Source organism: Aliivibrio sp. SR45-2 (genome assembly GCF_963890165.1).
GTDB lineage: Bacteria > Pseudomonadota > Gammaproteobacteria > Enterobacterales > Vibrionaceae > Aliivibrio > Aliivibrio salmonicida.
The window spans coordinates 193,763-219,886 of the sequence record NZ_CAWPRC010000161.1; the positions used below are offsets into that span (position 1 = coordinate 193,763).

Consider the following 26,124-nt stretch of genomic DNA (forward strand, 5'->3'; position numbering starts at 1 on the left):
TAATAAAATGAAAAAAACAATACCGGTGTAACTATATCGGATAATAATCAGAAAACTGTAGTTTTTAAGCAAAAACTGTGTGGTTTATGGAAGAAAAAAGCCTTAGTTTCCACTAAGGCTTTTTTTAAAAGAAAGAATAAACTTATCAATCAATGAATAAGGTACTCTTTAATCATTAAATTAATGGTGACGATTAGTAATAGTCACGAATTAATACTTCTGCAATTTGAACCGCATTTGTTGCCGCACCTTTACGTACATTATCAGCAACTACCCACATATTTAGTCCCATAGGGTGACTAATGTCAGCACGAATACGAGCAACCATTACATGATCTTTACCCGTTGCATCGCTTACTTGCGTTGGGTAATCATTACCATGGAATACTTCAATACCATCGGTTTCTTCAAGTAAGCGAGTCGCTTCTTCTGCATCAATTGGAGCACGAGTTTCAACATGAACAGATTCAGCATGGCCATAAAAAACAGGAACACGCACACACGTTGCATTCACTGTGATGCTCTCATCTGCAAATATTTTTTGCGTTTCCCACACCATCTTCATTTCTTCTTTGGTGTAGCCATTATCCATAAACTCATCAATATGAGGCAAACAGTTAAATGCAATTTGCTTATCGTATGCTTTATTTTCTGCAGGTAGTCCATTGAGTAGTTTTGCAGTTTGGCCTGCAAGCTCATCAATACCCGCTTTACCTGAACCAGATACTGACTGATACGTAGATACGTTAATACGATCAATACCAACAGCATCGTGAATTGGTTTTAATGCCACTAACATTTGAATCGTTGAACAATTAGGGTTCGCGATAATGTTACGGTTACGGAAATCAGCTAATGCTTCTGGATTCACTTCAGGGATCACTAATGGGATGTCCTGATCGTAACGGAAGTGTGATGTGTTATCGATAACAACAACACCAGATTCAGCCGCAATAGGCGCCCACTTAGCAGACAATTCGCTACCAGCAGAAAATAAACCTAATTGCACTTGGCTCCAATCAAACTCTTCTACGTTTTCAACCGTTAATGTTTTACCATTAAAACGAACTGTTTTGCCTTCACTGCGCTCTGAAGCTAGAAGATATAAATTACGTACAGGAAACTTGCGCTCTTGTAATACATTTATGATTGCTTCGCCAACGGCACCAGTTGCGCCTAGAATGGCAACATCAAATTCTTGAGTCATTAGACTTCCTCGATTGTAAATCCAAGTTGTTGTAACGGGGTAAGACCACAGTCTTTATTACCCGTGATAGTGATTGCACTGTATTCTCTTCTATCCCAATAATCTTTACGCATATTATCAAACGCACCGATTGTTGAGATTTCTTTTCTAAATACCGCATCATCTTTTCGCACATCATAGACTAACTGAATCAAATTGTGCAGTGTTGAATGATCCCACTGCTGATTTAGTGTCACATTAGGGATTGGAGCGACAGGCAATAGATTTTGAGGATCAGCACGCTCTTCCCGTTGTAAGAACTCACAGAACGAATTAAATATCATGGTCGTTCCTCGAGCTTTACCTTCCAAGCCATAACCTGCAATGTGCGGCGTTGCAAAAGAAAGTAATGGCAAGAGCGCCATATCAACCTCTGGTTCAAACTCAAAAACATCCAATACGGCTTTAAAACCATCTTGGATTAATAGGCGATTTTTTAACGCATCATTATCAACCACGGGACCACGAGCGGCATTGATCAATATTTGGTCATGACGCAATGTTAATAAGCGCTCTTGACCAATCAAATGATGTGTAGGGAAATCACCATCACGTGTAATCGGGGTATGGAGACTAATAACGTCTGACTTTTCTAATAATTCATCTAAAGAAACAAAAGAACGAGTGTCCCCTTCTTGCTCTTTAATCGGATCATTCAATAGGTAAGGAATACTTAACGCATCAAGACATTGAGCTAAATATGAACCCACTTGGCCCGCACCAATAATACCGAACGTTTTATCAAAAATAGAAAAACCATGTTGCTGAGCTAATACCATCACACAACTTAATACGTATTCAGCAACGCCTACTTTATTACAGCCTGGAGCCGCCGTAAAAAAGACACCTTTATTTTTCAATAAAGCTTGGTCAACGTGATCCATACCAGCGGTAGCAGTACCAACAAAAGAAAGTTTATTCGCTTTACTCAATAATTCTGAATTCACTTTAGTGACTGAACGAATCATCAACGCGTCAACGTCAATTAAATCATCAGCCGTCAAGGTTCTTCCTGGTTTAGCTATTACTTCGCCGAGTTCACTAAAAAGTTCTGCGGCATAAGGCATATTTTCATCAATCAATATTTTCATATTTTCAATATCTGTCCTTTAGATTCATCGGTTCAGTGTATCACCGCTCGATTACACCTATCTACCTAAGTATTAATCCTAGCAATAAAAAACAGTCATAAAAAAACCCAACCAATTGGCTGGGTTTTCATTATTTTAAACGTTAGTCACTGCGCAATATTATGCTTCGTATTTCTTAATTACTAACGTTGCGTTTGTGCCACCAAAGCCAAAGCTGTTAGACATTACCGTTGTTAGTTCTTGATCACGTTTTTCAGTCACGATATCAAGGCCTTCAGCTGCAGGATCTAAGGTTTCAATATTAATGCTTGGCGCGATAAAACCGTGCTCTAACATTAATGTTGAATAAATAGCTTCATGAACACCCGCCGCACCTAGTGCGTGACCAGTCATTGCTTTAGTTGCAGAAATTGCTGGGCTATTGGTACCAAAAACTTCTTGGATAGCGCCTAGCTCTTTCGCGTCACCAACAGGCGTTGATGTACCGTGAGTATTCACGTAATCAACACTGTCTACATTTTGCATCGCCATTTTCATACAACGAACTGCGCCTTCACCTGACGGAGCTACCATGTCGTAGCCGTCTGATGTTGCACCGTAACCAACGACTTCACCGTAGATTTTTGCGCCACGAGCTAATGCGTGTTCAAGTTCTTCAATAACAACCATGCCGCCGCCGCCAGAGATAACAAAACCATCACGGTCCGTATCGTACGTACGAGATGCTTTATCTGGTGTGTCATTGTATTTCGATGATAGTGCGCCCATCGCATCAAACATCATCGTTAAAGACCAATCTAGCTCTTCACCACCACCAGCAAACATTACGTCTTGTTTGCCTAATTGAATAAGCTCTACCGCGTGACCAATACAGTGCGCAGACGTTGCACATGCAGAACTCATTGAGTAGTTAACTCCGCGAATTTTAAACGGAGTTGCAAGACACGCCGATACTGTAGAAGCCATTGTACGAGGAACCATATATGGTCCAACACGCTTAACGCCTTTTTCACGCAAGATATCCACTGCATTAACTTGGTTTAGTGATGATGCACCACCAGAACCTGCAACAATACCGGTACGATCATTTGAAACTTGATCTTCAGTTAAGCCAGAATCCGCTACTGCTTGCTCCATTGAGATGTAAGCAAATGCAGCCGCATCACCCATGAAACGCATTTTTTTGCGATCAATGTGATCCGCTGGGTTCATCTTCAAATTGCCCCAAACATTACTGCGCAGGCCTTTTTCGGCGAACTGCTCAGAGAAGTTAATGCCTGATTTACCCGCTTTCAGAGATTCTAATACTTCTTCAACATTGTTACCGATACTTGAAACAATGCCCATGCCTGTAATTACGGCTCTTTTCATGATTCTTTCCTAATAAGTCATAAATCTTGGTAGATAATAGCGAAGATAGCACAACAAAGTGGTCAGCTTTCCTATAAGTCGTTAAAATCCGACGTAGATTATCTTTAATGGTTCAAATTTATGTCACAAAACCACGTTATACCAAAGAACAACATAACCAATGCTGTCTTAGAATGGAATGAGTCTGGAACACCAGTCTCCAATGATTTTGATGATGTGTATTTCTCTAATGATAATGGGTTAGAAGAAACACGCTATGTCTTTTTACAACAAAATCATCTCCTGCGAAGATGGCAAGAGTGTGACTTACGTCGTTTTGTTATTGGCGAAACGGGATTTGGGACGGGTTTAAACTTCCTTGCCGTGTGGCAATGCTTTAAAGAATTTCGCGCCCAATACCCTGATGCACCACTTAAAGAACTTCATTTTGTTAGCTTTGAAAAATTTCCAGTCACTAAATCTGATTTAGTTAAAGCACACCAAGCATGGCCAGAGTTGGCCGAATTCGCAGAGCAACTACATAAGTATTACCCTGCCGCCGTTCCTGATTGCCATCGTTTAGTACTAGAAGAAGGCATGATAACACTCGATCTCTGGTTTGGTGACATAAAAGATTGTATGCCTCAAATTTGGATGGATGATCACGGTATTATTGATGCATGGTTCTTAGATGGTTTTGCGCCAAGTAAAAACCCTGAGATGTGGAACCAAAATCTCTTCGATAATATGGCAAACCTCGCGAAAGAACATTGTACTTGTGCGACATTCACTTCTGCGGGCTTTGTTCGTCGAGGATTAATAGAAGCAGGCTTTGACATGAAAAAAGTCAAAGGATTCGCTCATAAACGAGAGATGATCGCAGGCACATTAACAGAACGAAAAGCAAAAGCAAATCACGCAGTTTGGTATGCCCGAACGACTCCGGAAGAGGTTACTGATGTCGCTATTATCGGTGGAGGCGTTGCCAGTGCTGCACTAGCTATGACGCTGCTTCGTCGTGGTGTAAAAGTGACGGTATATTGCAAAGATGAAAAAGCAGCACAAGGTGCATCAGGCAATCAACAAGGCGCGGTTTACCCTCTACTAAATGAGAAATATAATTCACTTTCTCGCTTTTTTGCTCCCGGGTTTATTTTTGCACGTCAATTCATTGAACAAGCCGCTGAACAGGTGGAATTTGATCACGATTGGTGTGGCGTAACTCAACTAAAATGGGACGATAAATCAGAAAAAAAACTCAACAAGATGCTTGCTGCCCATTTTCCAAATGAATTAGTCACAGAATTAAACAAAGAAGACACCAACCTACACGTTGGGTTACCTATTAACATGGAAAGTGTTCATTATCCTCTTGGTGGATGGCTCTGCCCAAAACAACTCACTCGTGGGTTATTTGATCATTTTGCTGCCAACCCATTATTTACCTTACACTGTGATTCAGAAGTAACCTCTCTTCAACAAACCAATGATAAACAATGGCATGTGTTATTAGGCGATAGCGTGCATCCACATCAAACCGTCATTGTCGCTAATGGGCATCGTTTCACTGATTTTGAACAAACGAAAGATATCCCTGCGACCGCAGTTCGTGGGCAAGTGAGTCATATTCCCACCACTGAATCATTGAAAAAACTCAACACCGTATTGTGCTATGACGGTTACTTGACACCAGAAAACACCAAACACCAAACTCATTGTATTGGAGCGAGTTACGATCGTCGTGATTTAGATTTAAAATTTAAAGAATCAGACCAAGTTGAAAATGGTGAGCGTTTACATAAATGTATTCCTAACGAAGCATGGCCAAAAGAAGCAGATACAAGCTCAAACCAAGCTCGTGTTGGTATTCGCTGCGCCAGTCGTGACCACTTGCCCTTCATTGGTAATGTCGTTCGATTTGAAGCGATGCAGGAAGAATATAAGAACCTTTATAAAAAGCGTCATTGGCAGCGCGATGCAAAAGAGATCCCTATCTATGAAGGTTTATTCTGTATGTTGACGCTAGGTTCTAGAGGCTTAAGCTCGGCTCCTTTATTAGCGGAAACCTTAGTTTCTCAAATAATGGGCGATCCCATCCCATTGCCTAATTCAGTGCTTGAAGGTCTACATCCGGGAAGATTATGGGTAAGAAGGTTATTGAAAGGAAAACCGTTGGATATTTAAGAGAAAGGAATAGCCGATTTTAGCTCGGTCGTAAGCTCTCTTACCCGTTTCAGGGGAGTTCGTTGTAAATGATAAACTCACAACGAACTCCTCTGATCACAGCTACCTAAATCTTGATCTTTTACTTAATAGAATCAGCCAAGTGGCTCACCGCTAATGCAAAATAATGCGAGCGATTCCAATCCATTAACACTTGATAGTTATTATAAACAAGGTAAGCACGACCATCATTATCGTCTGGTTGCACTAACCATGCTTCTAACTCAACATTAGGTAACGACTTTCCATTTAAACGACGAACCCCTAATGCCCCCCATTCAGAGAGTAACTTTCCTTTATCTTCAGAAAGTCCCTTTAGGGCTTCTGCATCAAAAGCATCAGGCAACGTTACCTGACGACCCCAAGTATACGTATCATCCCAACCCACTTGTTTCAAGTAATTCGTCGCAGAAGCGAACACATCGGCATGAGTCGTCCAAATATCTTTACGACCATCATCATTGCCATCAACAGCATAAGCCAAAAATGACGTTGGCATAAACTGGCATTGCCCCATTGCACCTGCCCATGAACCTTTCATGTTTTCAGGGGTAATGTGACCTTGTTCTAAAATGGTTAATGCCGCCATTGTTTGCTTTCTAAAAAAGGCTTCACGGCGACCATCATAAGCCAACGTAGTTAATGCTTCTATCACATTATAACCCCCCGTTAGCTTACCAAAATTACTTTCAACACCCCATAACGCGACGATAAATCGAGGTTGAACCCCATATTCTTTGCCAATTCTAGTAAGCACTTCATGGTGTTTTTGATATAAATCGTTCGCTTGTTTTATCTTCCACTTTGGTACTGCTCGTGGAATATATTCATCTAGTGTTAATTTTTTTTCTGGCTGATTCCGATCAGATTTGACCGCTTTTTCTTTAAAAGCCACATTTTTAAACGCTCGTTCTAAAATAGGCTCTGAAATACCATTCTCGCGCGCTTCATTTTTTAAGCTAACGATATAATCCTGGAAATCCCCTTCAGGTGTATTCGCAGATACGCTTGTGGCCATTAACAAACTGACTATCCCTAGCAGTAATCTTTTCTTCATATTATTTCTCGTTTCGTTTGGCTTTATCTTGCTTGTATTTCTCAAGCAAATTTTCAGGAGGTGGCGGTAATTGTAAAAAATAGCCGTCATTTTTTAAAGAAGCTTCTACTTTTTCAATATCAACAGAGGCTAATTTTCTGCCTTCTAAATTTACCACCATAACCATTTTTGGCGTACCAAACATTGTCATCAATTCTTGAGGTACTGGAGAAAAATCATCTTTTTTCTCAATATAAAGATAAGCACCTTGCTTTTTAGAGCTTTTATAAATCGAACAGTACATTTTAGAACCTAATATTGATAGAGTTGATATTGCTCCCAATCCAGAAGTCTCTTCTCCTGTCTATTTGATGAGAGCCTTGTTAGAAAGTACACTTAAGACAATAAGATAACTTGCTGTGTGGTCAAACTGACTATAACATGGTATCAGATTTGTGGTATTAAAATTACCGTCTGAAAATCTGAATATTCATAACAGCGAAGATACCGAGAGCATGACAAAAACAGCCGATTTGAAGGGCAGTAATTTCACCCTTTCAGTATTACATTTACCTAATGATGACATCACTCAAGCCCTTAGTATGCTTGAGCAAAAAGTAGCACAAGCGCCTTCTTTTTTTGCTTCCGCTCCAGTGGTCATTAATATTGAAAATGTATCGAATGAAATTAATTTTGTTGAACTTAAATTAGGTGTAGAGCGCACAGGCATGATCCCTGTTGGCATTACCGGTTGCAAAGATAAAGAAAAGCAAGCGCAGGCAACGTCTGCAGGTTTTGCGGTAATGACGTCTTTTACACCTCAACAAGTAACACAAAAAGCAAATATGCAACCAACGAAAGTGGTAAGAACCCCTATTCGTTCTGGACAACAAGTGTATGCCAAGGATGCTGACCTTGTGATCTTAAATCATGTAAGCCCTGGGGCCGAAGTTATCGCCGATGGCAGCATACATATTCACGGTACGTTAAGAGGCAGAGCAATTGCCGGTGCCAGTGGCCAAAAAGAAGCAAAGATATTTTGCAAAAATTTACAAGCGGAGCTGATATCCATTGCCGGAAATTATTGGCTAAGCGATCAAATTGACAAAGAGTATTGGCATCAAAATGTCATGGTCACTATGGTTGAAGACCATATTAAGATCGATACCCTAACGTTATAGCACAACATAAAAGGAATAATAAAATGGCACGTATTGTCGTTGTGACTTCTGGTAAGGGTGGCGTAGGTAAAACTACTTCTAGCTCTGCCATTGCATCGGGGCTTGCTCTGGCTGGCAAGAAAACCGCGGTAATTGATTTTGATATTGGCTTACGTAATCTTGATTTAATCATGGGTTGTGAACGTCGCGTTGTTTATGATTTTGTTAATGTTATTAATGGTGAAGCAACGCTAAACCAAGCATTGATTAAAGATAAGCGTGTAGGTAATTTATTTATCCTTCCTGCGTCTCAAACTCGTGATAAAGATGCATTAACCAAAGAAGGCGTTCGTCGTGTTCTTGATGAGTTAATCGCAATGAACTTTGATTTCATTATTTGTGATTCTCCAGCAGGTATTGAAGCTGGCGCATTAATGGCATTATATTTTGCGGATGAAGCCATCATTACCACAAACCCTGAAGTATCATCTGTTCGAGATTCTGACCGAATTTTAGGTATTTTAGACTCTAAATCTCACCGTTCAGAAGAAGCTTTAGAGCCAGTAAAACAACACCTATTATTAACTCGCTATTGCCCAACACGTGTAAATCAAGGTGAAATGTTAAGTGTGGGTGATGTTGAAGAAATTCTAAATATCCCTCTATTGGGTGTGATTCCAGAAAGCCAATCAGTATTGAATGCATCAAACAAAGGTGTACCAGTAATTTTTGACGAAGAATCAAACGCAGGCTCTGCATACCAAGATGCAGTTGACCGTCTGTTAGGCAAGGAAGTTTCGTTCCGCTTCTTAGAAGAAGAGAAGAAAGGTATCTTTAAACGACTATTTGGAGGTTAAGCATGGCATTGCTAGAGTTTTTCAGACCACAAAAAAAAGCCACTGCTAACATAGCGAAGGAAAGGCTACAGATCATTGTTGCTGAACGCAGAAATGGAGGTCCAGCACCTTCGTATTTACCACAACTTAAAGAAGATATTCTTAAAGTAATTAGTAAATATGTTAATGTAAGCCCTGATATGATCACGGTTTCACTAGAACAAAAAGAAGAAGACCTCTCAGTATTAGAGCTAAATATCACTCTGCCAGAAGACGATAATTAAACACTATTTCGTTAATCAGAGTCTATAAAAAAGGTGACCTATCAGAGTCACCTTTTTTGTTTCTGTTTATTGAGATTAGCTTTTATCTAACACCGCCATAAAACGCTCAGCAAGTAACCCTTCTCTCCACTCTTTTAATACGTCTGGTTTTAAATCAGGGTGACTGTTTTTCTTCCATTTCCAAGACAACAATTGATTAAGCTGTTTTTTAGAGGCTAAAAACTCAGGCATCAAACCCGATTGATCAGAGGCCGCTTTTACTTCATCTTTTAACAACTTAAAAATTTGCTTATAGCCAGGATAATCCATTAATCGTGTTAACGTTTCTGGATATTCGTTTTCATTTAGCTCATCGGCAAGGTATGTGAAACGCAATAGTTTTCCACCATGACGTTGAACCTCTCTCGAATCAAACTCTTCTTTTAGCATTTGCTCTTTACTGCGAAGTCCAAATCGAGCTAATTTCCATAAGTTTGCTTCTTGTACAACAAAGTTAACCGCCAAATCGCGCTTTCTTGCTTCTTCTAATCGCCATTGTGCTGCCATTTTTAAAATAGCTAACTGCTTACCATTTAATTGCCAAGCATTTTTAATATCTAAATACGCTTTCTCAGGATCAGGTTGTTTTTCACGCTTTTTAACCGCAAGTAACGATTCTTGATACGCTGCTTTTTCCCACTCTGTTTGAGCTAATTCTGCTTGTAGTTTCTCAAATAATGGTAATAAATAATGCACATCGGCTGCGGCATAATCTAATTGTTTATCTGATAAAGGACGCGCCATCCAATCAGTACGAGATTCACCTTTATCGAGATCAACACCTAAATAATCAGACACTAATTTCGCAAAGCCTGTCGACAAACCATAGCCTAAAAATGCCGCCATAATTTGAGTATCAATCATTGGTGTCGGCATACAGCCAGCATAATGTTGAAATACTTCTAAATCTTCACCACAAGCATGAAGAACTTTAGTCACACTTTCGTTTTTTAATAAATCCCAAAGCGGCGTTAAATCATCAATTTCAACAGGATCAACTAACGCTAATGTTTCACCATCAAACATTTGAATTAAACCTAAACGTGCATACAAAGTTCTCGTACGTACGAACTCAGTATCCAGCATTAAAAAAGGTTTATTACTTGCCTGTTGGCAAATTTCAGCTAAACGTTGGCTGTGTTTAACGATTTCAAATTCCACAATTTCTTCCTTAAAAATCTGTAACGCTTCTATTAATTGGTCTAAGGCAAGATAGCTTAACGTTAGAAAAACTAAGCTATCTTGTCTCTTCAAATAAAAATAATGCCAGCAACGAGGCTGGCATTTTCGGTTTGAGTATTGTAACTAAATTATGCGGTTTCTTCTGCTTTATATTCGTCACGCAGTTCACGGCGCAAGATTTTACCTACGTTTGTTTTTGGTAAGTCATCTCTGAACTCAACAATACGAGGGATCTTATATCCAGTTAAATGCTGACGACAGTGAGCAATCAGTTCATCTTTTGTTAAGCTTGGATCTCGTTTAACAACACAAATACGAACCACTTCACCTGATGTTGGATGAGGTTTACCTACTGCTGCAACTTCTAATACTTTGCCATGCAGTGCAACAACATCTTCAATCTCATTAGGGTATACATTAAAACCAGAAACCAAGATCATGTCTTTTTTACGGTCAACAATATGTAGGAAGCCTTCATCAAACTTAACGATATCGCCAGTGCTTACCCAGCCATCTTCCGTGATCATATCTTTAGTGGCTTCAGGTTGATTCCAATAACCTTTCATAACTTGAGGGCCACGAACTTGAAGCTCACCAACCTCATCATTTCCAACAACGTTACCTTCATCATCAACCATACGAACTTCAGTTGATGGAACTGGCAAACCAATTGAACCATTATATGACGTTAAATTATGAGGATAAGCTGCAACTAGTGGTGAACACTCAGTCAAACCATAGCCTTCAAGTAAATAACAACCAGTATGCTGCTGCCATTGTTCTGCAACTGCACGTTGCACAGCCATGCCACCACCAACAGATAAGCGTAGGTTACTGAAATCTAACCCATGAAAATCTTCATTATTAACCAGCGCATTAAACAGTGTATTTACACCAGTTATGGCCGTAAATGGGTATTTCTGTAGCTCTTTAATAAAGCCAGGAATATCACGAGGATTCGTAATTAATAAATTACGGCCTCCCATTTCAATAAATAATAAACAGTTCACTGTTAATGCAAATACATGATACAGAGGCAATGCCGTAACGATAAGCTCACGCCCTTCCGTTAGTACAGGGCCATAAGCACCTTTAGCTTGCATGACATTCGCCACCATATTGCGGTGAGTTAGCATTGCACCTTTCGCAACGCCTGTCGTACCACCCGTGTATTGTAGAAAAGCTAAGTCTTCACTATCAATAAATGGTTTTATGTACTGCATTCTACGACCTTTACGTAATGCATTACGCATAGAGGTCGCATGTGGCAAACTGTATTTAGGCACCATTTTTTTCACGTATTTAACAACGAAATTGACAATGGTCCCTTTCGCTCTTGGTAACTGCTCACCAAGATTCGTTAAAATAACGTGTTTAACCGGCGTATTATCTACGATTTTTTCTAGTGTACTGGCAAAGTTTGAAACAATAACAATCGCGGCAGCACCTGAATCGGTTAATTGATGCTCTAATTCACGTGGGGTATAAAGAGGATTAACATTGACCGCAATCATACCAGCACGTAATACACCAAATAATGCAATTGGGTATTGCAGTAAATTTGGCATCATCAATGCAACACGGTCACCTTTTTTAAGCTTCAGATCATTTTGTAAGTAAGCGGCAAAGGCGCGACTGCGCTCTTCTAACTTACGAAACGTCATGACTGAACCCATGTTAATAAATGCAGGTTGGTCTGCATGTTTTTGAACTGATTGCTCAAACATATCAACTAATGAGGTGTATGCATCAGGGTTAATTTCTGCAGGTACGTCTTCTGGGTAACGTGAAAGCCAAACTTTATCCACGCTTTTCTCCTATATCTTTATAAGAGACTCATTGTTTATCTCACAATAAGCCTCTGGCTGTGATAAGCATCACTTTAAGTGGGTAGACTATTTACTCTAGTATTATAGTCAACTTATTTTATTATCAATTATAGATTTGACTGAAATTTCATCATGAATGTGACGAAAGTTTACATTTAAACGTTTTTTAAGTATTAATTTTGTTAAATAACACATTTAAATACGTTGAGATTTTTTCCGGGTGTTGTAAATGACAATGATGCCCACCTTCGATTTGAAAAGACTCAACGTGTTGAATATAAGAATAGCGATGCTCTTTTTGCTTTAAATGTCCATACCCGTCAACCCCAATAATGACAATCACGGGACATGTTATATCAGACAGTAGAGCCAATGCGTGAGCTTCTGACATTCGATACAAAGATTCGCATTTTACTTTTGCATCCGTCGTCCATTGCACGCCATCAGAGGTTGAACGTACTGCTCTTTGCATTATAGGTTCTAATAACACTTCTGGTAATTGGTTTACCTTAGAGCGCAACGCTAACGCTGCTTGCCTATCTTTTAATGTTCTTTGGGGCTTATGACGATAACGCTGACGACTTAATACACCTTCACGTAATCGTTCGGATGTTTTCTCCGCCTCTTCACTTAAAGGGCCTAATGCTTCTATCATCATTAATGCAGCCACTTTTTCAGGAAAAGCAGCGCTATAAGCACTCGCAATCAACCCGCCCAATGAATGCCCCACCAAAATAACGCTATCTAGTTTTAAAGACAGTATTGCCTGATGAAGATCATCAACATAATCAAAAAAATGATAAAAATTATCGACGCCTTTATGATCAGATAATCCGTGCCCAAACCAATCAAATGCAATTAAGCGACAGGTCGGGTTAGAAACGGAAAAAGCCGTCATTGTACTTAAAAACGTAGCCGCGTTATCTTGCCAACCATGTAAAAATAAAACTACATTATCGGCATTCTTAGGTCCAAGCTCTATTATCGCTAACGAACCGTGATGAAGCGATAGGTCATATTGATGAAATGCGTGCATAACCGCTTATTGAACTTCCTGAACGACTTTGCCACGACGAGTATCAATATGGCTGCGTTGATACATACAGCGCGTTCCTCGACATGGCATATAATCCATATCAAAATCATTCGTTACTACGTATTCTTGAATTTGCCATAAATGCAATGCACTGCCATCAATCACAGGAAATGAATATTCATAGTCACCAACATTCCCTTTTTCAATCGATGCTGTTTTTCCTAACACAGTAATAAGTCGTCCCTTCGCGTAAGCGATTGGATCAACAAAACCATCCATATAAACAACAAATCGTCCATTCGGTTCTTCTGATATATCGGGTTTTCCAGCCGATGAGATCGGTAGGTTAACGACTTCAATTCGAGTTTTTTCTGCTTGATTATCAATACGAGCAATCACTCCGCCTAAACGAACAGCAACCGCGTTTCCTGATTCCGACGCATCAGAAAATGGCGTATAGGTAACAATCGTATTTTCTTGGTTTGACTCTAGCTCGGTCGGTAAAGAACTACACCCAGCCAAAAACAAAGCACATAATAAAAATAATGAACGTTTCATAATCACTTTCTCCTTATTAATTTAGATATAAAGATCGACACCCACTAATTGAGCAAGTTCTTCTCGACGTTTCTGCAACATGATATCCATGTATTCTTCCATCGCATGACGATTTCGTCCCTCAGGTAAATCATATTGAAGTCGAGAATCAGCATAAGCAGATGCATCAAGGTGTTTAATGTGATTAGTTACCGCTTTGGCCACTTGAGATGGCTGAGAAACAGAAGCTTTATCACCTCCTGCTTTCTTTACCTGATTTTTCTTTCCTACTGCTTGCTGCTTTTGTATTAGCGCAGGAGGTAAACCCTGAATAGAAACCATAGTGACCTTTTAAATTAATAATAACAGCGAGCTAATTAATCTCGCTGTTAGAGATAGAAAGATTACTCACGACCTGGTAATTTTTTCCATGTCACGGTATCACGAACATAAACAGGCGTTGATTCCTCAACAGGAACCGCTAAGCCTTGTTCAAATTTTTGTAATGCAAGTATCGCCATATCCTGAGCTTCAGGGTATAGAATATCACTCGCCTTTGTCTCAAGAGGCAATGTCTCTAATGCATCAGGATAAGCATCCCAACCAGTGCCTACCGTTAGCCATTCACCCGTTTGATCTGGTAGTTTAGCCGCTAATTCAGCCGGAACTGAAACCATATCAGAAACAAGTGGTGACCACGTTGCATCGTCATTACGTTGATACATGCCAAAATAGACTTCACTCATTCGTGCATCAATTGCGCCTGCAATTTGTGTTGCACCATGAATACGGTAAGCCGCTTGAGCCATTGCTTCTAATGTAGAAATACCTATCATAGGTAAATCGGCACCAAACGCCAAACCTTGAGCAATACCAATACCAATACGGACACCGGTAAAGCTACCAGGACCTTGTCCAAATGCTAATGCATCTAAATCTTGCAAACGCACACCCGCTTCTTTTAATACTTCATCCACAAACGGAAGAATCTTAATGGTGTGTTCACGCGGTGCCACTGCACTTCGAGAATGGACTTTTCCGTCAATGATTAATGCGACAGAACAGTTTTCAGTGGCGGTATCTACCGCTAAAATTTTTACGCTCATTAGTGCCTCAATTTTCTAAAATAACTTCTTGTTTCTCTAATTTTTTATGTTGATCTGCTTTCGCTAAAAATTCAGACACATTTTTTAAATCTCGAGTTCTTGGTATCGGCGGTAAACTTTGTAGAAACGTAGCCCCATAAGGCCTAGTAACTAAACGATTGTCACAAATAATCAATACCCCTTTGTCTTTGGTATCGCGAATTAATCGCCCTACCCCTTGTTTTAAGGTAATAACAGCATCAGGTATTTGTACTTGTGAAAATGCGTCACCACCACTTAGCTGACAATCTTCAATACGCGCTTTCAAGAGCGGATCATCAGGGGCAGTAAAGGGAAGTTTGTCGATGATAACACAGCTTAGCGCATCACCTCTAACGTCAATACCTTCCCAGAAAGCCCCTGTAGCAACCAATAACGCGTTGCCAAGTTCCATAAACTCCGCCAACAATTTTTGCTTGGTCGTCTCACCTTGCATTAATACCGGCAGATCTAACATCTCTCTGAACTGTCCTGCCAAATCCCGCATCATTTGATGTGACGTGCACAAAAAGAAACACCGACCATTATTTTGTTTAATCACTGGTAGCAGTAATTCTACAAGTTTATTCGCAATCCCATGACTGTTCGGTTCAGGAAGAAAACGCGGAACACACAACAACGCTTGAGTTTGATAATCAAACGGACTCGGTAATGAAAACTGTTTTGTAGGTTCCAACCCCAAGCGCTCGGTAAAATGAGAGAAATCATCATTTACGGCCAGTGTTGCCGACGTAAATATCCAAGCCCCTTCTTTATCTGCCACTTGTTCTTTAAACTTATCCGCGACAGACAATGGTGTAATATTCAAACTAAAATGACGAGGAGTACATTCAAACCAATAGGAATAACCACCAATCGTGGTATCACATACACGCTCTAGACGATTCTTTAATAAGGCACAACGATCAAAAGCGGCATCCAATAGCTGGCTACGCCCTAATGCTAATTTCAAAACATCATGAGCCAGCTCAAACGCATCATTTATACGTACAATTTCACGTTGAACCGCCGCCGACTTAATGGCCTCTCGCCAATTACCTCGAAATCCAGGCTCACCTAACACAATACGTAAGTCCATTGCTGCACCCGCTAGACGCTCTGCTACTTTTTGCAATTGGCGCATGTCTCTTGCTTCGCTGCGATAGCCAATTTCGATGTCTTTTGCTAATTCGGTCAACTGGCGGCTAGATAGGTTTTGTCCAAAATATTGACTCGCAATATCTGGTAATTGATGGGCTTCATCAAAAATAAAAATATCGGCTTCAGGAATCAGTTCACCAAAACCTGTTTCTTTAATCGCTAAATCAGCAAGAAATAGATGATGGTTCACCACCACGACATCAGCATCCATTGCTTTCTTTCGCGCTTTAACCACAAAACACTCATCAAAGCTCGGGCAATCTTTACCTAAACAGTTGTCGTTGGTGGAAGTAATTGAAGGAATTATCGGACTGTCTTCGGCAATCGCGGTGCAATCACCAAGATCCCCTGTTTTTGTTTCTGATGACCAAGCACGCACCTTAACAAGTTGCGTTAATAACTCAGGATCAGCTTGAGGAGTATGACTTTCGACTAATTGCTGGTTTAAACGCTCTGGACAAAGGTAGTTTGAGCGTCCTTTTAATAAAGCCACTTGGCCATAAAAACCCAATGAAGACGTCATTAAAGGTAAATCACGATGAAAAAGCTGTTCTTGTAAGTTTTTAGAACCCGTACTGATAATGGTCTTCTTGCCACTAATCAGGGCAGGAACAAGATAAGCAAACGTCTTTCCTGTTCCCGTACCCGCTTCTACCACTAATTGTGTACCATCTTTAATAGCAGCATGAACCGCATGAGCCATATCTAATTGAGGTTGACGAGGTTGGAAACCCGGAATCGCTTTTCCTAACGCGCCTGATGACGAAAAAATCTTAGCAATCATATCAACCCATACTCATCGTGATTTTAAAATAAGGTTGAGATTATGCCAAGATTTACAGAGAAACTAAACGTTAAGTTTACTTATTCAGATAACGAGTTGACCATAAACGTTGAATTCACGGACTCAGTACTTTGTCTTCATAACTCCAATAAATATTATTTCTAACAAACCAAGTAATTTACTCTCATCAACATGACATTGTGGCGTTTTATATAATTGATGCCCCACCGACTTTATAATGTTTATTCGCCAGCATCTTAACCATCGCGCAGTTCCTTAATTACAATGCATTATGATCGGTATCTTATTTATATTTTTGATTTTTCAGGGCGAAAAACACTTTACGTTCCCTTCTTTTGTCGGTACAACCATAGACAGTCCAAATTTATAGACACACTTTGTGAGCACGAGAGATATAATGGAAAAGAAAATATTATTAACGGATTGCCCTGATTCTCGTGGGCTAATCGCCAAAATAACCAACATTTGTTACAAACATCAGCTGAACATTGTTCACAATAATGAATACGTAGACAACGTTACGGGTCAATTTTTCATGAGAACCGAACTTGAAGGGATCTTTAATGATGAAACCTTCTTACTCGATATTGATCAAGCATTGCCGCCAGGCAGCCAACGAAAGTTAGTATTAGAACCAAAAAAGAAAGTCGTTATTCTTGTCACTAAAGAAGCTCATTGTATTGGCGATATTCTAATCAAAGCCTATTCTGGTGCAATGAACATCGAGATCTCGGCGGTTATTGGTAACCACGATACGTTAGGTGCCTTGATTGAGAAGTTTGATATTCCTTTTCATTATGTATCTCATGAAGGCTTGTCACGTGGCGAGCATGAAGACAAAATGCTAAGCATTATTCATTCATACGCTCCTGAATACGTCGTTTTAGCAAAATACATGCGTGTACTTACCCCTGAATTTGTTGAGCAATTTCCAAAAAGAATCATCAATATTCATCACAGTTTCTTACCTGCTTTCATTGGTGCAAAACCGTATCAGCAAGCTTATGATCGTGGTGTGAAAATCATTGGTGCTACAGCACACTTTGTCACCAATAATTTAGATGAAGGTCCAATCATCAAACAAGATGTTATCCCTATTGATCATAACTTCAGTGCAGAAGATATGGCAATGGCAGGACGTGACGTTGAGAAATCAGTATTAAGTAAAGCCTTAACAAAAGTTCTGAATGACCATGTATTTGTTTATGGTAATAAGACCGTTATTCTTTAAATAATGTCGTAAATACAAAAAAACGGAGATCATCATGATCTCCGTTTTTATTTGTTCTTAATTTGAATTCAATCCAATTATTGTGCAGTAATAAACTCTATCGCGTGTTTATTAAATTCTCTCGGCCTGTCGATATTACATACGTGACCACATTCTGGAATTTGCAATAAATGACTGTGTTCATGTACCGCAACCATTTCTTGTACTGGTTTCATGAACATGTAGTCATTTTCGCCCATGACATACAGCGTGGGGATTGGTAATTCTTTATCTTTAAAACAGCGCATTAATGGATTCACATCCGCAGCTAATTTAAACCAACGTTTAAACTCTTTCTGGCATAATTTCTTAGCTTCTCTGGTGAAAATATGACGCGATTCTTTTTGGCTTTTTTGTGGCATGACAACATAAGCAAACAATTTATACAGCCACATATAAGGCATGATATTTTTAGTAATATCACCCATTTTAATCAAAAACTGAGAGCGGAAATTAAAACGCGTAATTGCACCGGCTAATACCATCGAACTGACTCTGTCTTGTGCCAGTTCCGCTAGGTTACGAATAATGATGGTGCCAAGAGACATACCAACAAAATGTGCTGATTTAATATTAAGGTGATCAAGGACATCGATAATATCTTGGCTTACGACCTTAAAAGAATACTGTTTATTAATGAATTCTTTTAATTGTGAGAAGTGACTTGAGCGACCGTGGCCACGTAAATCAATAAGCAAAATATTAAAATTCTTTCTAAAAGCAGCGATTTGTTTGAACCATGTAGTGGAACTTCCACCTGCTCCATGAACAAACACAACCCACTTTGAGCTTGATTCATGTTCATAGGTTTTATGGAATAACAAAGAATTAGACATTCACTCTACTTTTAATATGAGAAAGATATGGAGTCAGACTATACCATCCTATAACAACGATGAATACTCACAAGGAAGTAGACTGATAGAAATCTGACATACGGTTACAAAACATTACTAAGCTATTGATTTTTAGTTAAGTTCAGAGTTATTACTCTATATATACTATTAAAATAATCAATATAAGCTAAGCTACCTTGTTCTTTTTCTATGTAACAATTTAATACAAACAGTGCATTTGTCTCATAAAAATCATACTCATCAAGACCATCAAACTGAGGAATATTAATTTGCGACACTAATTGCTCAGATATAGCATTAGGTATTCTCTGACTAAATGCGACGTGAGTAATATCACTCCGACTGGCGATATAATCAACAATGGTTGTGCTATCAAATTGACAAGAAGAGACCTCAATACTTGCAAGTGCATTTTTAAAATCGCCACTAAGTAGCATCCAATTAGCTCCTTCACCAATCGCTTGATGAATAGGGAGATCTAAATAAGCGTGCGGAAGCGTGTTGTTTTCTGGTTTCTCATCAATGCCTCCTAACAGCACTTGTGTTTCTTTGCCTAACTTCAAATTTGCATGAACTAATAGTAATGCATTTTCGACCACGAAACCTTGTTGAGCTAAGTTCAGATTTTTGCTTTCTAATCCCAAATATTTAGCAATATAAAAGCCTGCGGTATTGCTTAATGAATTGATGAAATCAACCGGTTTTGGCGGCATTTCTTCAATATAACGTTGATGACACAAACGATTGAAGACAGCCAGATTACCTTGCCCTGATACCATAAATACGGCGGTATTTTTATCAATACCCCCTAATTCAATACCATCCTTTTCTTTTAATAACCCAGAAGCGCCTAATAAACTAAGTTGAATAAAACGATCAGTACGGCGAACATAGCCCGACGCAACTTTCTTACATTCTACTTTTGTATCAAACATTTCATCTTGTTTAATATTGAGCGTTGATACTCGATGAACATACATCATGCCGATACCTTTTTTATTACCAACGCGTTGTTATTTCCACCAAAACCAAAGCAATTTAATAAAAACACCCCTTCATGGCATTCTTGAGCCACAGTAAGTGGGCCCCACTCAATCTCATTATCTTGCAGTGAAAAATTTGGCGTTGCTGGGATAAACCCATGATCAATACTATTCATCATTAATACCAATTCACTGACACCACAACTTCCTAGTGTATGACCAATATAAGGTTTTAATGAGAAAAACGAAGGCATTTGATTAAATACTTGTTTCATACCGCTGACTTCTGCCAAGTCACTTAAATGACTTGCAGTACCATGAGCTTTCACCGCCGTAATATCAGCAGCGTTAACCTGACTATTTAACAAAGCTTGAGATAGCACTCGTTTAATCCCAGAGCCATCCGAATTAACACCCGTTACACTGTGTGTTTCACACTCGCTCGCACCACCTAAAAAGTGCCAGCCCGAATCACACACATCATCACGACTCATTAAAATCGCACTCAATGCTTCCCCCAGTAATAAACCATCTCGGTTTGTATCAAATGGCTTTATTGTTTCTTGCGCTAGTAACTGCATAGAAACAAAGCCTTCAAACGAATGTGGGGCAAACATTTCCATCCCAACAACAAGCGCATAATCAATAATGCCACTTTCTAACATCGTAGCGGCTTCTAACACGGCATTAGAACTTGATGTGCATGCGGTATTACAGGTTAAGCTAAAGGTACTTAAACCAAAGTACGCTGAAATCACATCAGCATAATGTCCGTTTCCAACACGCTGTTGTTCTAATTCAGGAAGCGCTCCCTCTTTAATGCCTTGCCCTAATGGCACCATTAAAGAAATATCATTTGCTGCGCATCCAACAAAAACACCACAACGACTCAGCTGTTCGGTAGTGAGTTGATGCTGTTCAAAAATAGGCGAGATTAAGGTAATTAAATGAGGAAGAGGATCAAAAAGAACACTAAAATCCCCTTCGTTCTGAATCGCGTAATACGGTAACGTTTTGGTCTGTTCGAACACTTTTACCGATTTATTTACGGTGGTATAACGTCCAGATCTCAGGGATTGTATTCTCTGCTTAATATCACCGAGGGCACTCAAAGTATCGCCCGCTAAAAGAGTTATCATCGTCACTATTCTGGTTGTAAATGGTCGGCAAGGTTATTAATCGTCGTAACTACCCTGCGGAACTCTTTTGGATCAACCAAACGTAAATTAAAATGGCGTTGCAATAACATTGAAATTTGCAATCCATCCACAGAGTCCAATTCTAATTCGCTCTCATCAGAAAAAAGTTCGACATCATCCGCCAATTCGTTAGCCAAAATATCTTCTCTATCGCACTCTTCTAAGATCATGGTTTTTAGTTTTACTTTAAATTCAGTATCTAAAGAGCCTTTCATGAGTTTTTCCTTTGTTTATAGGTAAATATAACGCTTGCAATCAACAGTGACACCACACCAAATAAAGTCAACGCAATGGATTCATTCAACACATCCATTACTGTCCCTCGGCGTAAAAATATATCCAGAAACCCTTCTAACCCCCACGACATAGGGGAAATATTAGCAAAGCTCTGCATCGCTTCTGGCATCACAAACTTAGGCACCATAACGCCACCAATCGCACCTAATAAAATATTAATGATCCCGCCAATAGTGGTTGCTTGTTCGATACTATCGACTGCTGTCGCCACTAAAATAGAGAGCCCAATAGCCGATAAGCTCAATGACAACGAGATTAAAATCAACCCAAAAACCGAGCCTCCAATAGTTAAAGGCGCAGCACCAAATAGAGGCACAATGTACATACCAACCCCAATCATTAGCCAAACCTGAACTTGATTTATCAGCATATAAGGCAGGATTTTTCCACCAAACAACACGGGCAAACTTAGATTCATGGTACTTAAACGCATGAGGGTATTTTGTTTTCGTTCACTAATAAAAATCGTAGACATAGGAATGATGACAAAAAACAAACCAAAGACGATCCAGGACGGTACACTCTGCTGAGTTGACGTTGGCTTCTCATCTTCCGATAATTTGGCGTATTGCACCTTTATTAACAACGTTTCATCAAAATTAACGGGGACATTTGAGTTTTCGTCATCTAAGAAGTCAAATCCGTCTTGATTGGATGATTTCATTTCATCAAGCTGATTACCCATCCAACTAAGTGCTATCTGATTTTTAAAAATAGTCAGCAATGACGGAGAAGTATCGGCAGCTACACTAATATTGAGTGGCACCTCATCTTGATAAAAACCCTCAGGAATGTCGATGATAAATTGCACACCTTCCTCTTCAGGTGAGAGATAATGATCAGACGCTAACTCATGCTTTTTTAATGCAGTTAAATTAGACAGCTTATTAATTAAGGCTTCACTGCCTGAACTTTGATCGTGATCGACAAGGGCATACGTCATTAATGCTTTATCTTCGTTCATCACATCTTTAAGCGCTAATGACATAATCAAAATAAACACCGCAGGCATAATAAACAAAGCCGCTAATGCATGTTTATCTCGGCTGACTAATAAGAATTCTTTTATCAACATCACTTTAAACATCAGATCTGCCTTTAGACGTTAAATTGATGAACAATGATTCTAACGTCGTTGTTCCGTAGCGAATTTGCTTCACTTTAATATGATGAGTTTCAAGTAAAATCAATATTTCAGAAACCAAATCACTGTTTGAAGAGTTTAATAATAGAGTCGTTTCATCAATGAAGGAAACGTCTTCAAGTAAGGTAATTGTAGAGTGTAAATGCATTGAAGTATGAGGATAAAGCTCAACAATGACCTGTTGGCTTTCTTCATTATTCACCATTGATGAGATAGAACCTTGCTTAACTACTTTTCCGGCATTCATGATGGCTACTTGGTCACAAATTTTCTCAATCTCTGGCATGTAATGTGAGGTATAAATAACGGTTTTATTATCCGATTTGTACGCTTTAATCGTATTTAAAATCTCATTGCGAGATTCAGGATCAATACCCACCGTTGGCTCATCAAAAAACAACACATCCGGATTGTTTAATAACCCAATCGCAATATTTAAACGACGCTTTTGACCGCCAGATAACGTGGCTGACTTTTGATCCATCATGGCTGAAAGTCGGTTCGTATCAACAGCATACGCCAAGTTATGTTGCAATGTTTTACCTCTGATCTTTTGCACGCCGGCAAAGAAATTCAAATTTTCTTTTACCGTTAAATGCTCATAAAACGCCAAACTTTGTGGAATTAAAGAACAGCGCTCACGAATGATTTTTAGATTCTTTTTCAGTGGTAAATCAAAAAACGAAATATCGCCCGAATCAAATGAAATCAAGCCATTTAGAATCGAGATTAACGTTGTTTTTCCTGCTCCATTAGGGCCAAGTAGGCCATAAATAGAGTTTTCAGGGATCGATAATGACAGCCCATCTAAGGCCTTCTTATTCCCATAACACTTATCTAGCGAGTTAATCTCTATCATTAAAACGCTCGCATTAACAACTGATATAACTGCTTTTCTTGCTCAGCGACAGATTCAAGCTTTGTTGCAATAACATCAAACTCAATCGCATTTTTATTTCTTGGGCGAATGGCTTTGGCAATTAAGAGCGCAAATTCACGCCACTCATCACCAATAGCGGTCATTTCAACAGAAGCGGCCTTCAACTTTTCGTTGTTAATTAGCTCTGACGATTCTTGTAAAAAAGAAGCGTAAATATAACGAAACCCAGCTCCGCCGGTTCCAATTTCTTCTTGCATACGAATGATATGGCCTAAGAATAATTTGGCGTAGTGTTCATCTTTATTTGCTAACTGACGAATATGTTTCGCAAGAAAATACATTCCTTTTAAGCCTGCAATCGGCACTGGCGTTTTCAGCATCGTTTTTGCAGTTTTCTTAATACTTTTCTCAATTACCTTAGGATAATCAATAAATTCTGGAATGTACGTTGGATAATACAAAGAACCTTTAGGTGCCATCACTCCTTTTACAAAGCGCGCTTTTTGTAGTGCTTTTTCTTCTGCTTCAACAAGATGCTCAAATACAGGATCACTGATTTTATAGCTACCATGCTTTTTGCCTACGACGATCAAATTATGCGCATTAAAGTGAAAACGCATTTCTTCTGGAAAATAAGGTAACCAAAATACCGAGGTTTGAGCCCCTACAATTTTACCTTGTTCCAATAACTCATCTAATCGTTTTGTGCCTTGTTCTGGTTTAGAAAATGTTTCTAATTTCATTTTCAAACCAATATTTTTTTGAAGCCCTTTCATGATTGATTTAGGCATCGAGCGATACGCAATTAATGGCATACCACTTATTTTCACAAAAGGAAGATAAGCAAACACTAGCGCACTCGATAAACCAAACACCATTGGTTCCGATAACGGTAATCCATGATGAGTTAACATAGAAGACATAACGCCACTTTCACAGTGTGCATAATGTTGGTGTTTAAATTGGTTATTATTGGTCATGAGCACGCTTTATTTATTTTTATTGGAAAGATTAGGGAGTAAGGCTAACTGCTTTACTGAGACCCCTAATGCATCGCTGTAGATTGCTAATTTGGCCGATGAAAGCTTGGCAAACACTGATGGAGAGAAATGACGTTTAACTCGCCATTGAAACCAACCGACGGATTGAGCCAATACAATGATATCCATTCGTTGAGCAAACATATGATAATACAGTGGTGATTTTTCACCTTGCCGTACCAATTCATACGCTTCAAGCGCTTGACGTTCAAACTCATTCAGCGCTTGCTTTGTCACTTCTTCTTCGACTTCCCACCCAGTAGATGCAATAACAGAATAGTCCCCATTTTCATCGGTTGCGTATACCGCTTTCGAATTATTCGCATACGTTGAGATATTATCTTGTGGGACCTTACTTACGTCCATTACACCACCTTCAATTGCATGAAAGCGGTAGAGAAACGCCCACTTTCAGGTACATAACACAACACTATGTCACCCACCTTTAATGAACCAGAATGAAACAGTTCTTCCAACATAATATAAATAGACGCCGATCCCGTATTCCCTTTAGAGGACAAATTAGTAAACCAACGATCTTGTGGAATATCACAACCCGCTTCTACCATCCCTTCATATAAGCGATCTCGAAAATAACCTGAAGAGTAATGAGGAACAAAATAGGTAATGCTTTCTGGATTTACTTTGCCATTCTCAATCAACTCTTTAAGGGGCTTAATAACGGTGTACTCAACAATATTTTCGTTAAGTTGCTTAACATCTTGTTTAACCGAGAAGATAGAATGATCAAGCCACGCTTGAGATTCGTACTCACGCCATCCTTTTAAGCTACCATCATCTTGCTTATCCGCTCCTGCATACATACATGCATCGAGTTCATTCGCGTAAGATTTCTGCATCATCCATTCAATTTCTAAAGAGATAGAATCGACATTTGGTTTAGATGTCAGTAAAGCGGCACCGGCACCATCACTCAGCATCCAACGTAAAAAATCTTTTTCAAATGCGATTTCTGGCTGACGTTCTAATTCACTAACCACCGTCTCAATTTCTGCCTGAAACTTATTCGCACGCATCATGGCTGACGCATTTTCAGAACCTGTCACCACGGCATTATTACTCTGACCACTCAATATAGACATGTAGCCATATTTCAATGACATGGTGCCAGAAAGACAGATACCAGAGGTAGCAATCACTTCACAAGCAGGGATCTTTAACTCGCCATGTACCATTAAAGCGTGATTAGGTAAAATCTGATCGGCAATCGTCGTACCGCAAGCCAATAACTCAGTATGATTAATATCAAACGATACTGAATTTAGTTTTCTAATTGCCTCCGCGGTTAACTCGGTATTGGTGTGTGTCGTTTCACCCGTTTCTGGGTTTATCGCATAATAGCGTTGTTTGATTTTGTTAGAGCGTAATATAAGATTTTTTGCACGAGAAGGACGAGAGCCCACTTGCCCAAGGACGTGTTCTATTTCTTTATTATTAACGGCTTCATTCGGCAGAAAAGCCTGAATATCGTTAATATATACTTTGTTATTCATT

The 26,124-nt window shown here is 39.3% G+C and carries 26 protein-coding genes; 5 read left to right on the forward strand and 21 right to left on the reverse strand.

The window, feature by feature from the left end; all coding sequences use genetic code 11:
• Positions 1-193 precede the first annotated feature (193 nt).
• From AACV33_RS13250 to fabB, 3 genes are all read right to left on the reverse strand, one after another.
• Positions 194-1,207, reverse strand: coding sequence for an aspartate-semialdehyde dehydrogenase (locus AACV33_RS13250; RefSeq protein WP_012549828.1), 1,014 nt, complete (start codon positions 1,205-1,207; stop codon positions 194-196).
• A complete protein-coding gene (locus tag AACV33_RS13255; RefSeq protein WP_065611294.1) occupies positions 1,207-2,337 on the reverse strand; it encodes a 4-phosphoerythronate dehydrogenase in 1,131 nt (376 codons plus the stop codon). Before AACV33_RS13255 ends, AACV33_RS13250 begins: the two co-directional genes overlap by 1 nt.
• A gap of 159 nt (positions 2,338-2,496) precedes the next feature.
• Entirely contained in the window at positions 2,497-3,708 is a 1,212-nt protein-coding gene (gene fabB, locus AACV33_RS13260) for a beta-ketoacyl-ACP synthase I (RefSeq protein WP_017022463.1), read from the reverse strand.
• A gap of 120 nt (positions 3,709-3,828) precedes the next feature.
• Between fabB and mnmC the strand changes: the two genes are divergently transcribed.
• Complete coding sequence (gene mnmC / locus AACV33_RS13265) at positions 3,829-5,871, forward strand: bifunctional tRNA (5-methylaminomethyl-2-thiouridine)(34)-methyltransferase MnmD/FAD-dependent 5-carboxymethylaminomethyl-2-thiouridine(34) oxidoreductase MnmC (protein ID WP_065611296.1); 2,043 nt, start codon at positions 3,829-3,831, stop codon at positions 5,869-5,871.
• 121 nt (positions 5,872-5,992) lie between these two features.
• On the opposite strand, the gene AACV33_RS13270 is transcribed toward mnmC, so the two are convergent.
• On the reverse strand, positions 5,993-6,967 hold the full coding sequence (locus AACV33_RS13270; RefSeq protein WP_182699363.1) for a lytic murein transglycosylase: 975 nt from the start codon (positions 6,965-6,967) through the stop codon (positions 5,993-5,995).
• Position 6,968: 1 nt separating this feature from the next.
• On the reverse strand, positions 6,969-7,250 hold the full coding sequence (locus AACV33_RS13275; RefSeq protein ID WP_017022460.1) for a YcgL domain-containing protein: 282 nt from the start codon (positions 7,248-7,250) through the stop codon (positions 6,969-6,971).
• A gap of 211 nt (positions 7,251-7,461) precedes the next feature.
• Here AACV33_RS13275 and minC point away from each other — a divergent pair, with 211 nt between their 5' ends.
• From minC to minE, 3 genes are read left to right on the forward strand one after another with little or no spacing between them, the layout of a single operon-like run.
• A complete protein-coding gene (minC, locus tag AACV33_RS13280) occupies positions 7,462-8,127 on the forward strand; it encodes a septum site-determining protein MinC (RefSeq protein ID WP_023603582.1) in 666 nt (221 codons plus the stop codon).
• Between the two features lie 23 nt (positions 8,128-8,150).
• Positions 8,151-8,963: a septum site-determining protein MinD gene (gene minD, locus AACV33_RS13285; RefSeq protein ID WP_012549821.1), complete on the forward strand. Its 813-nt coding sequence runs from the start codon at positions 8,151-8,153 to the stop codon at positions 8,961-8,963.
• A 2-nt stretch (positions 8,964-8,965) separates the two neighbouring features.
• Entirely contained in the window at positions 8,966-9,226 is a 261-nt protein-coding gene (minE, locus tag AACV33_RS13290) for a cell division topological specificity factor MinE (protein WP_012549820.1), read from the forward strand.
• A 75-nt stretch (positions 9,227-9,301) separates the two neighbouring features.
• On the opposite strand, the gene rnd is transcribed toward minE, so the two are convergent.
• The 7 genes from rnd to AACV33_RS13325 form a co-directional block, all read right to left on the reverse strand.
• Positions 9,302-10,426, reverse strand: a complete 1,125-nt coding sequence (gene rnd, locus AACV33_RS13295; RefSeq protein ID WP_017022458.1) for a ribonuclease D — start codon at positions 10,424-10,426, stop codon at positions 9,302-9,304.
• A 149-nt stretch (positions 10,427-10,575) separates the two neighbouring features.
• Positions 10,576-12,255, reverse strand: a complete 1,680-nt coding sequence (gene fadD / locus AACV33_RS13300; RefSeq protein WP_065611298.1) for a long-chain-fatty-acid--CoA ligase FadD — start codon at positions 12,253-12,255, stop codon at positions 10,576-10,578.
• A 187-nt stretch (positions 12,256-12,442) separates the two neighbouring features.
• Positions 12,443-13,312, reverse strand: a complete 870-nt coding sequence (locus tag AACV33_RS13305) for an alpha/beta fold hydrolase (protein ID WP_182699364.1) — start codon at positions 13,310-13,312, stop codon at positions 12,443-12,445.
• A 6-nt stretch (positions 13,313-13,318) separates the two neighbouring features.
• Positions 13,319-13,870, reverse strand: a complete 552-nt coding sequence (locus tag AACV33_RS13310) for a Slp family lipoprotein (RefSeq protein ID WP_182699365.1) — start codon at positions 13,868-13,870, stop codon at positions 13,319-13,321.
• Between the two features lie 21 nt (positions 13,871-13,891).
• The gene (locus AACV33_RS13315; RefSeq protein ID WP_017022454.1) at positions 13,892-14,191 is read right to left on the reverse strand and encodes a hypothetical protein; all 300 of its coding nucleotides are present in this window, start codon (positions 14,189-14,191) and stop codon (positions 13,892-13,894) included.
• Positions 14,192-14,253: 62 nt separating this feature from the next.
• Positions 14,254-14,955, reverse strand: coding sequence for a tRNA (adenosine(37)-N6)-threonylcarbamoyltransferase complex dimerization subunit type 1 TsaB (gene tsaB, locus AACV33_RS13320; protein ID WP_012549685.1), 702 nt, complete (start codon positions 14,953-14,955; stop codon positions 14,254-14,256).
• 7 nt (positions 14,956-14,962) lie between these two features.
• Positions 14,963-16,918 carry an ATP-dependent DNA helicase gene (locus tag AACV33_RS13325; protein WP_023603585.1) on the reverse strand — a complete coding sequence of 652 codons (1,956 nt, stop codon included), beginning with the start codon at positions 16,916-16,918 and terminating at the stop codon, positions 14,963-14,965.
• Positions 16,919-17,336: 418 nt separating this feature from the next.
• On the opposite strand from AACV33_RS13325, the gene purU reads away from it, so the two are divergent.
• Positions 17,337-18,170 (forward strand): formyltetrahydrofolate deformylase, encoded by an 834-nt coding sequence (purU, locus tag AACV33_RS13330; RefSeq protein ID WP_017022452.1) that lies wholly within the window; start codon positions 17,337-17,339, stop codon positions 18,168-18,170.
• A 77-nt stretch (positions 18,171-18,247) separates the two neighbouring features.
• On the opposite strand, the gene AACV33_RS13335 is transcribed toward purU, so the two are convergent.
• From AACV33_RS13335 to AACV33_RS13375, 9 genes are all read right to left on the reverse strand, one after another.
• Entirely contained in the window at positions 18,248-19,045 is a 798-nt protein-coding gene (locus tag AACV33_RS13335; protein WP_012549688.1) for an alpha/beta fold hydrolase, read from the reverse strand.
• Positions 19,046-19,167: 122 nt separating this feature from the next.
• Positions 19,168-20,049: a hypothetical protein gene (locus AACV33_RS13340; RefSeq protein WP_182699366.1), complete on the reverse strand. Its 882-nt coding sequence runs from the start codon at positions 20,047-20,049 to the stop codon at positions 19,168-19,170.
• A complete protein-coding gene (locus AACV33_RS13345) occupies positions 20,046-21,188 on the reverse strand; it encodes a beta-ketoacyl synthase N-terminal-like domain-containing protein (protein ID WP_175286805.1) in 1,143 nt (380 codons plus the stop codon). Before AACV33_RS13345 ends, AACV33_RS13340 begins: the two co-directional genes overlap by 4 nt.
• A 5-nt stretch (positions 21,189-21,193) precedes the next feature.
• Positions 21,194-21,463 carry a hypothetical protein gene (locus AACV33_RS13350; RefSeq protein ID WP_017022449.1) on the reverse strand — a complete coding sequence of 90 codons (270 nt, stop codon included), beginning with the start codon at positions 21,461-21,463 and terminating at the stop codon, positions 21,194-21,196.
• Positions 21,460-22,632 (reverse strand): ABC transporter permease, encoded by a 1,173-nt coding sequence (locus tag AACV33_RS13355; protein ID WP_182699367.1) that lies wholly within the window; start codon positions 22,630-22,632, stop codon positions 21,460-21,462. Before AACV33_RS13355 ends, AACV33_RS13350 begins: the two co-directional genes overlap by 4 nt.
• Positions 22,625-23,548, reverse strand: coding sequence for an ABC transporter ATP-binding protein (locus AACV33_RS13360; RefSeq protein ID WP_182699368.1), 924 nt, complete (start codon positions 23,546-23,548; stop codon positions 22,625-22,627). The genes AACV33_RS13355 and AACV33_RS13360 overlap by 8 nt, the downstream gene beginning before the upstream one ends.
• Positions 23,548-24,549 carry a BtrH N-terminal domain-containing protein gene (locus AACV33_RS13365; RefSeq protein ID WP_023603591.1) on the reverse strand — a complete coding sequence of 334 codons (1,002 nt, stop codon included), beginning with the start codon at positions 24,547-24,549 and terminating at the stop codon, positions 23,548-23,550. Before AACV33_RS13365 ends, AACV33_RS13360 begins: the two co-directional genes overlap by 1 nt.
• 9 nt (positions 24,550-24,558) lie before the next feature.
• Entirely contained in the window at positions 24,559-24,975 is a 417-nt protein-coding gene (locus tag AACV33_RS13370) for a hypothetical protein (RefSeq protein ID WP_017022445.1), read from the reverse strand.
• The gene (locus AACV33_RS13375) at positions 24,975-26,123 is read right to left on the reverse strand and encodes a beta-ketoacyl-ACP synthase III (RefSeq protein ID WP_017022444.1); all 1,149 of its coding nucleotides are present in this window, start codon (positions 26,121-26,123) and stop codon (positions 24,975-24,977) included. The genes AACV33_RS13370 and AACV33_RS13375 overlap by 1 nt, the downstream gene beginning before the upstream one ends.
• Position 26,124 lies beyond the last annotated feature (1 nt).